This window comes from Coleofasciculus sp. D1-CHI-01 (assembly GCF_040218875.1).
Taxonomy (GTDB): Bacteria; Cyanobacteriota; Cyanobacteriia; order Cyanobacteriales; family Coleofasciculaceae; genus Coleofasciculus.
Window position 1 is genome coordinate 51,607 of record NZ_JAVJQP010000078.1, and the last position, 14,917, is coordinate 66,523.

General features: G+C 46.6%; 10 protein-coding genes and 4 pseudogenes. 8 read left to right on the plus strand and 6 right to left on the minus strand.

Annotated features, from left to right (window positions below; all coding sequences use genetic code 11):
* Positions 1-2 precede the first annotated feature (2 nt).
* Complete coding sequence (locus RIB93_RS14470) at positions 3-785, plus strand: helix-turn-helix domain-containing protein (RefSeq protein ID WP_446373454.1); 783 nt, start codon at positions 3-5, stop codon at positions 783-785.
* A 60-nt stretch (positions 786-845) separates the two neighbouring features.
* Here the strand turns inward: RIB93_RS14470 and coaE are convergent, their stop codons facing one another.
* Positions 846-1,436, minus strand: coding sequence for a dephospho-CoA kinase (gene coaE / locus RIB93_RS14475; protein ID WP_446373477.1), 591 nt, complete (start codon positions 1,434-1,436; stop codon positions 846-848).
* Between the two features lie 66 nt (positions 1,437-1,502).
* Here coaE and RIB93_RS14480 point away from each other — a divergent pair, with 66 nt between their 5' ends.
* The 4 genes and pseudogenes from RIB93_RS14480 to RIB93_RS14495 all read left to right on the plus strand — a co-directional run bounded on the left by RIB93_RS14480 (position 1,503) and on the right by RIB93_RS14495 (position 5,838).
* Entirely contained in the window at positions 1,503-2,876 is a 1,374-nt protein-coding gene (locus RIB93_RS14480; protein ID WP_446373455.1) for an aldehyde dehydrogenase, read from the plus strand.
* A gap of 290 nt (positions 2,877-3,166) precedes the next feature.
* Positions 3,167-3,265 (plus strand): annotated as a pseudogene (locus tag RIB93_RS14485) (CSLREA domain-containing protein); the annotation flags it as partial.
* Between the two features lie 866 nt (positions 3,266-4,131).
* Positions 4,132-4,662, plus strand: a complete 531-nt coding sequence (locus RIB93_RS14490) for a hypothetical protein (RefSeq protein ID WP_446373478.1) — start codon at positions 4,132-4,134, stop codon at positions 4,660-4,662.
* A 93-nt stretch (positions 4,663-4,755) separates the two neighbouring features.
* Entirely contained in the window at positions 4,756-5,838 is a 1,083-nt protein-coding gene (locus RIB93_RS14495; RefSeq protein WP_446373456.1) for a class I fructose-bisphosphate aldolase, read from the plus strand.
* Between the two features lie 656 nt (positions 5,839-6,494).
* Here RIB93_RS14495 and RIB93_RS14500 read toward each other — a convergent pair.
* Positions 6,495-6,593, minus strand: a pseudogene (locus RIB93_RS14500) (Uma2 family endonuclease); the annotation flags it as partial.
* Positions 6,594-6,718: 125 nt separating this feature from the next.
* Here RIB93_RS14500 and RIB93_RS14505 point away from each other — a divergent pair.
* On the plus strand, positions 6,719-8,161 hold the full coding sequence (locus RIB93_RS14505) for an ion transporter (protein ID WP_446373457.1): 1,443 nt from the start codon (positions 6,719-6,721) through the stop codon (positions 8,159-8,161).
* Between the two features lie 103 nt (positions 8,162-8,264).
* On the opposite strand, the gene pstB is transcribed toward RIB93_RS14505, so the two are convergent.
* The 4 genes from pstB to pstS all read right to left on the minus strand — a co-directional run bounded on the left by pstB (position 8,265) and on the right by pstS (position 12,504).
* Positions 8,265-9,092, minus strand: coding sequence for a phosphate ABC transporter ATP-binding protein PstB (pstB, locus tag RIB93_RS14510; protein ID WP_446373458.1), 828 nt, complete (start codon positions 9,090-9,092; stop codon positions 8,265-8,267).
* Positions 9,093-9,208: 116 nt separating this feature from the next.
* Positions 9,209-10,120, minus strand: a complete 912-nt coding sequence (gene pstA / locus RIB93_RS14515) for a phosphate ABC transporter permease PstA (RefSeq protein ID WP_446373459.1) — start codon at positions 10,118-10,120, stop codon at positions 9,209-9,211.
* Between the two features lie 64 nt (positions 10,121-10,184).
* Complete coding sequence (pstC, locus tag RIB93_RS14520) at positions 10,185-11,135, minus strand: phosphate ABC transporter permease subunit PstC (protein WP_446373460.1); 951 nt, start codon at positions 11,133-11,135, stop codon at positions 10,185-10,187.
* A gap of 229 nt (positions 11,136-11,364) precedes the next feature.
* The gene (gene pstS, locus RIB93_RS14525) at positions 11,365-12,504 is read right to left on the minus strand and encodes a phosphate ABC transporter substrate-binding protein PstS (protein ID WP_446373461.1); all 1,140 of its coding nucleotides are present in this window, start codon (positions 12,502-12,504) and stop codon (positions 11,365-11,367) included.
* A 587-nt stretch (positions 12,505-13,091) separates the two neighbouring features.
* Here pstS and iscB point away from each other — a divergent pair.
* Together iscB and bioB are read left to right on the plus strand one after the other, a co-directional pair.
* A pseudogene (iscB, locus tag RIB93_RS14530) lies at positions 13,092-13,583 on the plus strand (RNA-guided endonuclease IscB); the annotation flags it as partial.
* 283 nt (positions 13,584-13,866) lie between these two features.
* Positions 13,867-14,892 (plus strand): annotated as a pseudogene (bioB, locus tag RIB93_RS14535) (biotin synthase BioB); the annotation flags it as partial.
* Positions 14,893-14,917 lie beyond the last annotated feature (25 nt).

The following is a 14,917-nucleotide window of genomic DNA, read 5'->3' on the forward strand; positions in this document are numbered from 1 at the left end:
AGGTGAACCATTTAACTACGGCTCAAGAAGAGCAACTGAAAAATATAGGAACCTATTTACGACACTGTAGAGAAGAGCAGGAGAAATCGATTGAGGAAATTGCTCTCAAAACCTTTATCTCCTTGCGCTCTTTGAAAGCGCTAGAGGCTGGACGGTGTGAGGAGTTGCCTGAACCTGTCTTTGTTCAAGGGTTTATTCGGCGGTATGCCGAAACACTGAATTTAGACAGCACAAGGTTACTCCAAAGCTTTGCCACCGAGGTGGTACCGCAACCCTCTGATTCTGCTGACTCTCAAGCCGAAAATTCTGAGTCCACTCCGATTTCGCGATCGCGTCAATCTGATCGGCTCTACCGTCAACCTTTTCTGCTATACATTGGTATTGGTGGAATCGTCGCGATCGGTGGATTGGTGTATCTGCTTAACCAAGTCTTCAAACCCCAACCCTCTATACCTGCTCAAGATTCTGGGACAATTGAGCAACAGCTTAATCCCAACCAACCCGCTGTCACCTCAACGCCTGCGCCGACTGTCTCTGATCCCAATTTTCCGGTTCAAGTGACAGTAGAAGTGAAAGGGGAATCCTGGGTGCGGGTTAGCGTTGATGGTAAAACTGAGTTTGAGGGAATTTTAACGGAGAACGATTCTCCCAAAAGTTGGAACGCTAACAATGAATTAACGATCCGATCTGGAAACGCGGGGGCGGTATGGGTATCGTTAAATCAAAAAACAGCGAAACCATTGGGAGAGATGGGTGAAGTCAAAGATGTAACCTTTACAGAATAGCGATGGTGCAGGCTCCCCTGCGTTTCAACCGGGGGATGAAACTACTATTTTATTTTTTGTTTATTTCGTTCTAACCAAAGCCCGATCAACTTGTTGAAGTAAAGAGTCGCGAGTGGAGGAATTATCTAAAACCACATCAGCACGCGCCACTTTTTCGGCGAGGGGAAGCTGACTGTTGAGACGGGATTGAGCTTGTTCGAGTGAGAGGCGATCGCGTTCTTGAATTCGCTGGATTTGCTGTTCTTGGGGACAACTGACAACCCAGATTTCGGTCACTAAGTCTGTCATATTGGCTTCAAACAATAAGGGTATCACTAAAACCACCGTGGGAGACTCTAGGATATTGAGTTGAGACTCAATGCGATCGCGCACATAAGGATGGATTTGTTGTTCTAACCACTGGCGTTCCTTTGGGTTCGGGAAAACGATCTCTCCTAAGCGTTTGCGGTTTAGTGTGCGATCGGCTAATTTTACATCAGAACCGTAGCGGGTAATAATCCGGTTCAAAACCGGGGAACCAGGCTGCACGGCGTCTCTGGCGTAGCTATCCGCATCTAAAATCGGCAGCTGATAGGTATCGGCAAGATAATTAGAAACCGTGGTTTTACCTGTACCAATCCCTCCAGTTAAGCCAATAATCCGTTTCAACAGTGATTCAGTCAAGGTTAAAGTACGCTATCACAATAAGTATAAGTTGCAGCCGGAAAGGACGCCAGAATGCTTACCCAAGTACCAGTTACTGATATTATCCGCAAACAACGGGATTTTTTCGCCACAGGGAAAACCAAGGATGTCAAGTGGCGCATCGAACAGCTAAAACGACTTAAACAAGCCGTTGTTGATGATCAAGAGGCGATTATCAACGCGGTTAAAGCTGATTTAGGGCGCCCGGAGTTTGAAGCCTATTTTGAAATCGCGGCGATTGGGGAAATTAATTACGCTATCAAGCACCTCAAATCCTGGGTTAAACCGAAAAAGGTGGCTGTGGGATTAGAACAATTCCCCGCCTCGGGGAAGATTTATCCTGAACCCTTGGGTGTGGTGCTGATTATCTCTCCTTGGAATTATCCCTTCCAGTTATTGATTTCTCCCTTAGTCGGCGCGATCGCCGCCGGAAACTGTGCGGTACTCAAACCCTCAGAAATTTCCACTCATACCTCAAGTGCGATCGCCAATCTAATCCAAAAAACCTTTGATCCGGCTTATATCGCGATTGTCGAAGGAGACGCTGATACCAGTAAAGCACTTCTGGCTGAAAAATTCGACCATATCTTTTTTACCGGGGGAACCGCGATCGGCAAAATTGTCATGGAAGCCGCCGCGAAACATCTAACGCCTGTGACGTTAGAGTTGGGCGGTAAAAGTCCCTGTATTGTCGATGCAGATACGGATCTCAAAGACACGGCGAAACGGATTACTTGGGGAAAATACCTGAATGCGGGACAAACCTGTATCGCCCCAGATTACCTATTAGTTGATCGGCGAATTAAGTCTGATCTATTGACAGAAATGCAAAAATGTGTTGCAGATTTTTATGGTCAGGAGCCGGAGAAAAGTCCGGACTATGCCCGAATTATAAGTCACCGACATTTTGATCGGCTGGTTCCTCTGTTGAAGGATGGAAAAATTGTCACTGGCGGACAAACTCGACCAGAAGATAAGTATATCGCCCCCACTGTGATTGATGGGGTTTCTTGGGATTCGCCGATCATGGAAGAGGAAATCTTTGGTCCGATTTTGCCTGTGTTAGAGTATCAAGACTTGAATGATGCGATCGCGCAGATTAATGCTCGACCTAAACCCTTAGCCCTCTACCTATTTTCCAAAGATAAACAGAAACAGCAACAAGTTTTGCAGCAAACCTCATCCGGTGGTGTTTGTATCAATGACACGGTAATGCAAGTTGGAGTGACAACTTTACCCTTTGGTGGTGTTGGGGATAGTGGAATGGGCAACTATCACGGTAAAGCTAGTTTTGATACATTTTCTCACTTTAAGAGTGTATTGAAAAAAGGATTTTGGTTCGATTTAAATTGGCGGTATCCACCTTATAACGGCAAGTTGTCATTGTTTAAGCGAATTATTAGTTAGGTGGAACAGTTGCGGAAAACCTCTTTCCGCGTCAACGTAAGCTGAAAAATCCCCCATACCTTGAGAAAAACCACTCCCTAACCCTCCCTTTACCAAGGGGAGGGAATAAGGGAACAGAGAACAGAGAAAAAATGCATTAAATTGCGTAAGTTCGTATTATAATTGACGAACAGCATCAACGGCATGAACAATTATTTTTGGGGTAGCGCTACGCTGAAAAACTTATTATGTCTACGCGCACAAAAGCTATAGCATCTATCGGTTTATGGGCTAGCGGGTTCTCGCTACTCATGGATAGTGCTTCGGCACAAACTGCTGCTATTGTAGTTAATACCACTGCCGACGATATCAATGCTGGTGATGGCAATTGTACGCTGCGCGAAGCGATTAATAACGCCAATACGAATAGGGATACCACAAATGGCGATTGCCGGACAGGTTCTCCCCATCCTATTATTGATGCGATCGCGTTTAATATTCAATCGGCTCAACCCAGCATTATCCCTACTTCGCCATTACCAACTCTAACAGAGGCGGTGGTTATTGATGGCACATCTCAACCCGGTTTCCAAACGATTGCAACCCATTCCCTAACTTGTCCCAACCCAATGGGCGTTCCGCTTCCAGCCCAAACAATAACAATTAGCCGTCCAGTTATTGAGTTAAATGGTGCGGCGGCGGGTAAAGTAAGTGGTATTGCGATTGATGCGGATCAGGTAGTGATCAGAGGACTGGTAATTAATCAGTTTCAACGCGCTGGTATCGAAATATTAAATAACTCCAGCCAAATTATTATTGATAGCAATTATATTGGTACAGATGTTACGGGTACAGTCGCCCTTGGTAATAACAGAGGTGTGGTGATTAAAGCCGGAAACACAACGAATCCCAATAATACTATCATTAAAAACAATGTCATTTCCGGGAATACATTCTTGGGTGTTCTCGTCAACGGCGATGCTAATGCCGATCAGCAAGGCAATACTATTGTTAATAATTTTATTGGCACAGATTACACAGGTAAAAATGTATTAGGGAATACCACGGAGAAACGCGGTCATGGTGTAGTGATAGGGGATGGCAATTTTGCCGCTTTAGATTCCCGATATCCTGCCCAAAACCATACAATTAGAGGCAACGTCATCGCCGGAAGCCATACGACAAATCTCTGGATTTCCAATTATGCCAGCAATAATTTAGTGGAATGTAATTATATTGGTACGGATTATACCGGAACCGTCGCCACGGAATTCATATCTACCGAGGATTTGGGACACAGCCCTGGGATAACCGGATTGAAAACAATTATATTGGGATCAATCCCAGTGGCAGTAATATCGCCAATGGCGGTGATGGAATTGCCATATTTTCTAATATTTATACCCCTGATACTGTATTGCCGCTGATGGATGTTTTGATTCGGGGAACGCGGATCACCGGGAATGCGATCGCGAATAATGGTCATAATGGAATTCGGTTAGAAGCAAGAGGTGATGAAGCTGGCTTTAATGCCTCCATTACTAACACCCAAATTTTAAATAACACAATTCACGATAATGGAGCCAATGGTATTCAAATTACGACGGTGGAAACTGTTCCAGGGGGAATGGCGGAGGCAATTGATAATTTAATCCAGATGAATCGTCTGTTTAATAATCAAGGTTTGGGCATTAGTTTAAGCCAAAGTCGCTCAACATCCCAGGATGTCTTTCTGAATAGTGATACAGGGCATCGTTTATCCGCTTCTGTCCCCATTGAGAACATCGATAACCGCAACTGCCACTGACTCCAGGGGGAACTCTATCGTTATGGGGACAGAGATCACCCCCAAAGACTGTCAAAATTGAAAAACAAGTGACAACACTTTGAGGAAAACAATATGACGGCTACTTTAACAGCACCTCAATCGATAGAATCCTGGTTAGGTGAAGAGGCAGACAATCTATTGACGTACAACGCTAAAGTGGATAAAGGTCTGTTGCATTTACCTGGTCCGGACTGGGTGGAACGGATTTTTGCCAATAGCGATCGCCCTGCCCCAGTGTTGCGTAGTCTTCAGCAGATCTACTCAAGCGGACGCCTTGCCAATACGGGTTATCTGTCTATCCTACCCGTAGACCAAGGGATTGAGCATTCCGCCGCCGCCTCTTTTGCCCCGAACCCGGTCTACTTTGACCCGGAAAACATTGTCAAACTTGCTTTGGAAGGCGGTTGTAATGCGGTTGCTACGACGTTAGGGGTTTTGGGCATGGTGTCTCGCAAATATGCCCACCGCATCCCCTTCATTGCTAAACTGAACCACAATGAAACGCTGACGTATCCGAATCGATATGATCAGCTTATGTTCGCCAACGTCGAGCAAGCCTGGAACTTAGGCGCTGTGGCTGTCGGTGCGACGATTTACTTTGGGTCCGAAGAATCGAGTCGCCAAATCGAGGAAGTGAGTAAAGCCTTCGCCCGCGCCCACGAGTTGGGGATGGCAACAATCCTGTGGTGCTATTTACGCCATAGCGTGTTTAAGCAAGATAAAGATTATCATCTTTCGGCTGACCTCACGGGTCAAGCCAATCATCTTGGCGTTACCATTGAAGCCGATATTATTAAGCAGAAGCAGCCTGAATGCAATAATGGCTATGGTGCGGTGGCTAAAGCCACGGGTGAGAAATATGGCAGAACGGATGATCGCGTTTATACGGAACTCACCAGTGATCACCCCATTGATTTAACTCGTTATCAAGTTCTCAATTGCTATGCAGGTCGTGCCGGTTTAATTAATTCTGGCGGTTCATCAGGGAAAAATGATTTTGCCCAAGCTGTTCGCACTGCTGTGATTAATAAACGGGCTGGCGGTTGTGGATTGATTTCTGGACGCAAGACATTTCAGCGACCTTTTGAGGAAGGCGTTAAGCTGTTCCACACGATTCAGGATGTTTACTTGTCCGGCGACGTGACCATTGCTTAATCCTGAATTTCATTCCAGGATAGCGGATGGAGGATGAGTAGTCAGACATAAATTGGGACTTTGGACAAAAGGCTTATAAGCACTACATCTAGGGTCATACTCGCTTGAAAAGCATTTCACTATATGTCGTGTAACAATTTTGTCCAAAGTTCCATATAAGCTGTCATGCATTGAAATAATCCGTGAAATTGCAATGGAGATTATCGCAATAAACAAAAAACCGGTACGAAGCTACAGGACGAGTGAGTTCAGTAGAAACAGTGCAAGTGTTAAGATTATTGAGCTAATGGCTAATGTTCCTGATGCTACACTGGCAGATATTTTACACTTTTCCGTTGAAGGCGGAGGTGATATATTACAGCGCTTCGCGCTGTCATGAAGTACAGTCAGTAGATCAAAGTCCCCCTTTTTAAGGGGGATTTAGGGGGATCGACAATGTACCGCATAGCAGAGCAAACTGCTGTAATTGCTCATCACCAACAGCAGACTTAGGCTAAATGCCACTGACTTTAGAGTTTGTAGTAAGCGCTTTAGCGCTTCTGGCACTAAAGTGCCTACTACGAACCCAGCTTAAGTCAGTGCCATTCGACTTAGGCTCAATGGCACTGACTGGTATGCTGGTGGGCAATGCCCACCCTACGGTATATCAAGGGTTTTAGTTCCGCTTTCTTGATCGTTGTCGTTGCTTGATAGCGTCGCTCAAATTCTTTTCGGGTTAAGCGATCGCCATTTTCTCGGGGCGGTAGGTTGGACATCGCCTGGGACTGTTTAAATGTATGGGTTTCGGAGTTTTTGACCGCCATAGAACAAGACCTTTTAAGCGTTATTGTTCAGTATAGATAAATGTCTCTAAAGTCAAGAGAGATTCTCATACCTCAACATGCCCAACAAAACCCTACAAGCCCGTTTGGATCGCTTTATCCATGCCCCCCAAACTGAACTGGCGCTAATCGTTCTCATTCTGCTTTCTGTGATCCTGGTGATTGCCGAAGTCACGCTTGACAGTAAAGAGCAACCCTATAAACTTGTCTATCTTACTCAAGAACTACTCACCGGCATCTTTATTATCGAGTTGACAATTCGCTATTTTTCTGCTCATAAAAAACGCCGTTTCTTCCGCCACTATTGGTTAGATATTATTGCCGTATTGCCCCTATTGCGAGCATTTCGCCTGTTGCGGGTATTGCGCCTCCTACGACTATTGCGAGTGGGAATCCTACTCAATCAGAATTTAAACCGTCTTGGCTCTACCTTAGCCACGAGTATTGGTGTCCAGATTGGCGTATTGCTGGTTGTCGGTTTAATTATTTTAGTCGGCGCGATCGCGATTCATTTGCTAGAGGGGTTTACCAATCCGGATTTCGCCTCTGTGAAGGATTCCCTCTGGTGGAGCTTTTTTACCCTTGTATCCGGAGAACCCATCGGCGGTGAACCCCAAACCGATGCGGGACGATTGGTTACACTCATAGTAATCCTGGGTGGCTTGACGATGTTTGCCATGTTTACGGGTGTCGTTTCCGCCGTCATGGTACAACGATTGAGAACAGTGATGGAAATTAAACACTGGGAATTGGACGAACTACGCGATCATATTGTTATCTGTGGCTGGAATCGCAGTGGACATCTGCTGATTGAGCAACTGCAAGCCGATCCCAGTTTAAAACACCATCCGATTGTGGTGGTTGCTGAATTTATCCAAACTCCGGAGCGAGAACTGAAACATGTTAATCGTTCCCAAATTTATTTCTATACCGGGGATTACACGACAATTGATGTCCTAGAAGCGGTGGGAATTTATCACACCTCACGGGCTATTTTGTTGGCAGATGCCACCCATCCGCGCAGTGATCAGGATCGGGATGCACGAACTGTTTTAGCGGCATTAACGATTGAAAAACTCCATCCGGGTATCTATACCTGCGCTCAACTTCTTGATGGCAAAAATAATGTGCAACTGCGAGTAGCGGGAGTGGAAGATGTGATTGTGGCGGATGAATTGGCGAGTCATTTAATGGCGACTTCAGTGCGAAATTGGGGTTCTGTGGATGTGTTAGCGGAATTGCTCACTGTGCAAACGGGGAACCAAATCTATAAAATTTCCCTACCCCAGCAATGGAATGGTATTTCATTCTGGAATGCGGCTCAATGGCTAAAAGAGGAGCTAGATAGTATTTTAGTTGCTGTGGAACGGCAAACTAAGGGGCGTCGAGAGACTCTGGTTAACCCACCCAAAGATGAACAACTCATGTTGGGCGATCGCTTGGTTGTGATTGCTCGCCACCAGCCCCAAATTGAGAGAGTTCTTAAGGCTAAAAAGCAATAGATCTCAAAGAAGGGCTAAAGCCCTTACTACGAACTACACACTACGCACTACAAACTAAGAATAGAAGCCCACAGCATAATCTCCGATTTGCTGTGGGAGGATGTCACCCGAAACGTCCGCTTACATAGTCTTTCGTGGCTTCCTCCTTGGGATTTTGAAAGATATTTTCGGTTTCGTCGTACTCAACTAAATACCCCTGTTTTCCACCCTTTTCTGTTGCTTTAGCATTGAAGAAGGCGGTCATATCAGCAACCCGTGTGGCTTGCTGCATATTGTGCGTCACAATCACAATACTGTACTTTTGTTTCAATTCGTGCATTAAGTCTTCAACTTTCAGGGTGGAAATCGGGTCAAGAGACGCACAAGGTTCGTCCATTAATACCACATCCGGGTTAATAGCGATCGCACGGGCAATACATAACCGCTGCTGTTGTCCCCCAGATAGGGACATTCCGTTGGTTTTCAGCTTATCTTTGACCTCATCCCATAAGGCGGCAGCGCGAAGGGAACTTTCCACTAATTCATCTAGATTACCTTTATAGTTATTTACCCTAGCACCATAAGCAATGTTGTCATAAATTGTTTTGGGAAACGGGTTGGGTTTTTGAAACACCATCCCAATCCGTCGCCGTACTTCTACCGGATCAACCTTTTTATCATAAAGGTCTTTCTGGCGATAGTAAACCTTACCCTCAATCTGGAATGAATCAATTAAATCGTTGAGACGGTTGAAGCAGCGAATTAATGTACTTTTACCACAACCCGAAGGACCGATAAAAGCTGTGATCCGGTTTTTGGGAATCTCCATAGATACCCCCTTAACCGCTAAAAATTTGCCATAGTATATATCTAGGTTTTCTGTGCGTAAAACCGTTTCTGTTGATTGTTCATGTCCTTGATTCGGACTTGCTACTTTTTGATTAGATTCCATAATAATTTTCCCTGAATTTTGGGTTGCATTTGGATACAATAAGTTGTTTTTCATGTTTAGACGTTGAATTTCAATCTCCCCTTTGAGATGGATAGATTAATTAGGTAATCCATAGTTCAATAAATGCTTTTCCGGGTTGCCCAACGAGAAATCACACTGGTGAGTAAGACCAAAGCCACCATGAGTAAAGAAGCCGCCCAGGCTAATTCTTGCTGAGCCGAAAAAGGCGAGGTGGCAAAATTGTAAACTAACACGGCTAGCGAGGGAGTCGGTTCACATATCCCGGAGGGCCAGAAGAAGGTGAATAGAGCCGTGAAAATTAGCGGGGCTGTTTCGCCAGCGGCGCGAGCAACTGCCAAGGTGGTTCCAGTTAGGATGGCGGGTAAAGCGGCGGGAAGAACTACTCTCAATACCGTTTGATATTCCGAAGCTCCCACACCCACAGACGCCCAGCGCACATCCTGAGGCACGATTTGCAGGGCTTCATCGGTGGTTCTAATGATAATCGGTAGCATCAATACCGCCAGGGCTACGCCTCCCGCCAATGCGGAAAAACTACCTGAACAGGGGACAAATGCCGATCCAACCACGATCATCCCATAAGCAAATATTCCAGCAATAATTGAAGGGACACCACTTAAGACGTTAGTGGCAAAGCGAATCCAGCGAGCAATTGGACCGGAACTAAATTCTGACAGATAAACGGCAGCTAAAACACCAATCGGAACACTAATCAGCGCCCCAATTGCGATTACAATCAACGTACCGACAATCGCATTGCCCACACCGCCACCGGATAAACCTGCTGCTGGGGGTAACTGGGTAAATAAGTCCAGGTTTAGGCGATTAAATCCTTTGATGATCACATAGATAATCACCGCAAACAACGGGATTAAGGCAATAACTAGGCACGCTCCGGCAAGGATAGTCATTATGATCCCAAACAGCGATCGCCCACTCGTGTAGGAACGGGTAAAACTGTGAGTGGGAAAGCCTTCAGCTTGTTGATCTGGGAAATTGTCTGACATAAAATTTTCAGGTTTTGATCCTTCACTTCACTTTTTGGGCATGGCGCATGAGTTTTAACTGAACTTAAAACTTCTTAACTTGGCGCACAATCAACTCCGCCAGAATGTTCACGATTAGAGTTAAGACGAATAGCACAAAACCTGCATACATTAACGCCGCAACCTGTAAACCTGAGGCTTCGGCAAATTGATTCGCCAGCAGGGATGCAATCGTATTGGCGGGGGCGAGTAGAGAAAAATTAAGTTGATTGGCATTACCAATCAGCAAGGTGACTGCCATAGTTTCTCCCATGGCTCGACCTAGCCCTAACATTATGCCACCAACAATGCCCGAAAATGCCGCCGGAATCAAAACCCGAAAGATAGTTTGCCAGCGAGTAGCCCCTAACCCTAGAGAAGCTTGGCGCAGATCCGGAGGTAGGGATGCCAGGGAATCGCGAGAAATTGCCGTAATAATCGGCAAAATCATAATCGTTAAAATAATCCCCGCCGGAAACATCCCCACCCGCGTAGGTTCTGTACTAAACAGGGGAATCCAGCCGAAGTTGTCATTTAGCCAGTTCTCAAGCGGTAAAAGGAAAGGTACCAAAACATAAATACCCCACAGCCCGTAGACCACACTGGGAATCGCCGCTAACAGTTCCACCATAAATACCAGCGTCAGCCGCGCTGGTTTGGGTAAAAAGTTTTCGCTCAAAAAGACGGCGGTGCCAATTCCTAGAGGTATAGCAAACAGCAGTGCGATCGCGGAACTCACCAGTGTCCCGTAGATCATCGGCAGCGCCCCATAGTCATCTTCTACGGGATTCCAAGCGCTGTTGACCAAAAAATTCAGACCAAATTCCCGGATCGCTGGTAAGGCTTCTATGCCCACTGTGATCGCGATGAAGATTAAAATTCCCGCAACTGACAGCGCCAAAATGCGAGCCAGCCAAACAAACCCCCGATCTATCGCTTTTTCACCGACAGATCGTTGGGGCAGGACTGCTGAATGGGACTCAGCTTGTGTAGTCATAATTGAATAGAGTGAACCGATATTAGAAAATTCAAGGATACCAGTGAACCGATCAAACCTAGGATCTGAAGCACTGAAGCAGATGGGAAAGACGCTTGGTGATCTTCCCAGAAAACGGGTTGTGTGGCGGGACGGGTTTCACGGTTATCGTTGCTTCTTTTAAACCCGCCCCGACTGAGTGGAAGAATTTTCACTCCCAACTTTCTTATCTCTATCCGTTTGTGTAAGGCTATTCACTCACCTCAATGTCATACTCGTCGCTAATCACATCAGCTGCCTCTGCCACTTTTTCCCTGACATTGGGCGGCAGTTTCACATAGCCTAAATCTGGCGCAATTTCTTGACCTTCCGTCAACATATACTCAATGGTTGCTTCTAAGGATTTCGCCGTCTCCGGATCATCATACTCTTGGTAAGCCAAAAGCCAAGTATAAGTAACAATGGGATAGGATTCCTCGCCTTCAGGATCAGCAATAAATGCCCGCAGATTTTCCGGTAATGTAACTGCTTCTAAGGTTTTAGACGCCGATTCATCACTGGGCGTGACAAAATTACCCGATTGGTTCTCTAAAGCAGCAAAGTTAAGGTCATTATTCTTGGCGTAGCCGTATTCAACATAACCGATCGCACCATCGGTTTGTTGAATCTGAGCTGTAACCCCTTCATTTCCCTTTGCGCCAACCCCGGTGGGCCACTCGACGGTTTTGCCTTCACCAACTTGCTCTTCCCACTCCGGACTAATTGCACTCAGGTGTTTGGTAAAGACGCCTGTGGTACCACTGCCATCGGAACGGTGAATCACGGTAATCGGTTGATCGGGCAACTCTACACCCTCGTTCGCCGCTGCAATTGCTGGGTCATTCCAGTTGGTAATATTATCCAGAAGAATATCCACATACACATCCCGTGGCAGGTTCAGTTCTTCTACGCCTTCTAGGTTGTATGCCAGTACAATACTACCCGCTGTCATCGGCAGCATCAGAACGCCTCTATCGACTTCCGCGATTTCTTCGTCCTTCATTGCCACATCACTAGCGCCGAAGTCTACCGTACCTTGAGTAAACTGTTCCACACCAGCACCACTGCCGACGGATTGATAGTTAACCTGCAGTTTGGGATATTGACTGTTGAGTTCTTGGAACCAACGCTGATAGATCGGGGCGGGGAACGATGCACCAGCACCTGTTAGCGCTACAGATTCAGCGAGGGCGAGTTTGTCATCACCCCCACCCATGTCAGTTTGATCGGTTTCTCCACCTGTGTCAGCCTCTTGCTGCCCTCCACACGCCACTAGGCTAATGGCTAGAGCTAGCACGGAAACGGAGTGCACTACACGAGCTGGATTGATGAAAGCGAGACGGAACACCATTTGACTAAGCCTCAAAGACAGTTACACTATGGGAAGTCTCTTGCAGGATACTCCTCATTCGTAAAGAGAAGGTTAACAAGTTTCATTTGAATTTCCGTAGGGGTTTGGTTTCCAAACCCCGGTTATTAATTTGATTCCTCATGACACACCGAGCGAAGCGATGTCCTGAGCCTGTCGAAGGGTCGAGGTGTTCCCCGTTCCCTAACTTGGTATAAGACAGAATGTCGGATATACGGTATAGTGTTAAGTCGCGGTTCTATCGGTTGTGACATTACAACCAAACCGTCGAAGTGCAAAGCGAGGGTCTAAGCGTCAACTACCGCACACCAACCCTGATCGGGTATGGTGTGGACTTGAATAAAGTCTGTTGACCAGACGGCTCACCTCGACTTCGCGGGCGTGAGCGGAGCCGAACCGAGCAGCCGTTAAGACTAAGAGTTAAAGTTCGTACCTTGGGATGCGTGCCAGTTCCAAGCTCTACAACTGGGTAATTAAACAGGTCATTCGGAAAAGCCAGTGTTACTCAGAAAGTACCGAGTCTTAACCTCGTCGAGGCAAACTTTACCAGTCATGAGAGTCTCAAAGTAATGCGAGTTTTCGTACTAGATAAAAAATTGAAACCTCTTGACCCCTGCCACCCTGCCAGGGCAAGAGAACTACTGAACAAAGGAAGGGCTAAAGTATTTAAACGCTATCCATTCACTATTGTTTTACAGGATAGAGTTATTGAAGATTCAGTTACTCATTTTCATAGAATCAAAATCGACCCGGGTAGCAAGACTACTGGAATTTCGGTTGTCCAAGAGGAGACAGGGCGAGTTACAAACGCCTTGGAAATCTCTCACCGAGGGCAGCAAATTAAAGACGCTCTTGATTCACGCTCTTCATTGCGAAGAGGAAGACGTAATCGTAAAACCCGTTACCGCAAACCTCGTTTCTTAAACAGAACCCGTAAAGACGGATGGTTGCCACCATCTCTTGAAAGTCGCATTGCCAACATTGAAACTTGGGTGAGGCGAATCAGGAAACTTTGCCCAATTACCGCTATCTCTCAAGAGCTAGTCAGGTTCGATTTGCAGCATAAGCATATTCGATTCAGACCGAGATTCAAGTTAACCACAGGAGGTAAAAGCTTCGACGTGCATCCGAAATATTTAAAAACCATTCACAAGGCTGACGGCTATGAATATGCATCTTGATTTATTTGTTGGCGGCAATTCCCCAGACGCTGACCGTTCAGGTACAGACGTCCGCCCCCTTGCCGCAATTATGATGGTTCAAACGCCATTACGACAGTCTAACAATTCACTCCATCCGGATGCGGCAAATCCCCCAGCCTCCGTGCCAACCGCAGTGCGAGACTGGCTCAACGCTCTCGCCCAACGAATTATAGCAGGCGATCGCATCAATCGAGAGGAAGCGCTGAAACTGACGCTCCTAGAGGGACAGGACAATATTATGCTCCTGTGTGAAGCCGCCGATCAAGTGCGCCAAGCCTGCTGTGGTAACACCGTGGATTTATGCAGTATCGTTAACATTAAATCCGGTAGCTGCTCAGAAAACTGCGGCTTTTGCGCCCAGTCTGCCCATCATCCCGGAAAAGATTCTCCCATATACGGACTCAAATCCCCAGAGGAAATACTGGCACAAGCCAAAGCAGCAGATGCAGCAGGGGCAAAGCGTTTCTGTCTGGTAAGTCAAGGGCGTGGACCCAAATATCAGTCCCCTAAATCCACTGAATTTGAGCAAATTCTGGAAACCGTCCAGCGGATTATTAGCGAAACCGGGATTAAGCCCTGCTGCGCCTTAGGCGAAGTGACACCCGAACAGGCACAGGCGCTTAAAGAAGCCGGAGTCACCCGCTATAACCATAACTTAGAGGCATCGGAGAACTTTTTCCCAGAAATCGTCACCACTCATCGTTGGCGCGATCGCGTCGAGACGATTAAGCACCTAAAAGCTGCCGGAATTCAAGCCTGTACCGGGGGCATTTTGGGGATGGGAGAAACCTGGGAGGATCGGGTCGATTTAGCCCTAGCCTTGCGGGAATTAGAGGTGGAATCTGTACCCCTGAACTTGCTGAATCCCCGTCAAGGAACGCCCTTGGGAGAACAGACAAAACTTGATCCATACGAAGCGCTAAAGGCGATCGCGATTTTCCGGCTGATTTTGCCCGAACAAATCATTCGCTATGCTGGCGGACGAGAAGCGGTGATGGGCGAACTCCAAGCCTTGGGATTGAAAGCCGGGATTAATGCTATGTTAATTGGTCATTACCTAACCACTTTAGGACAACCGCCAGAACACGATCATGCCATGTTAGAGTCATTAGGCTTAACCGGAGGCGAAGCACCGCTTCCCGGAGAGCATCAATCCCAGCAAGTATAGAGGGGGAGTTAAGGACGATTCGCGT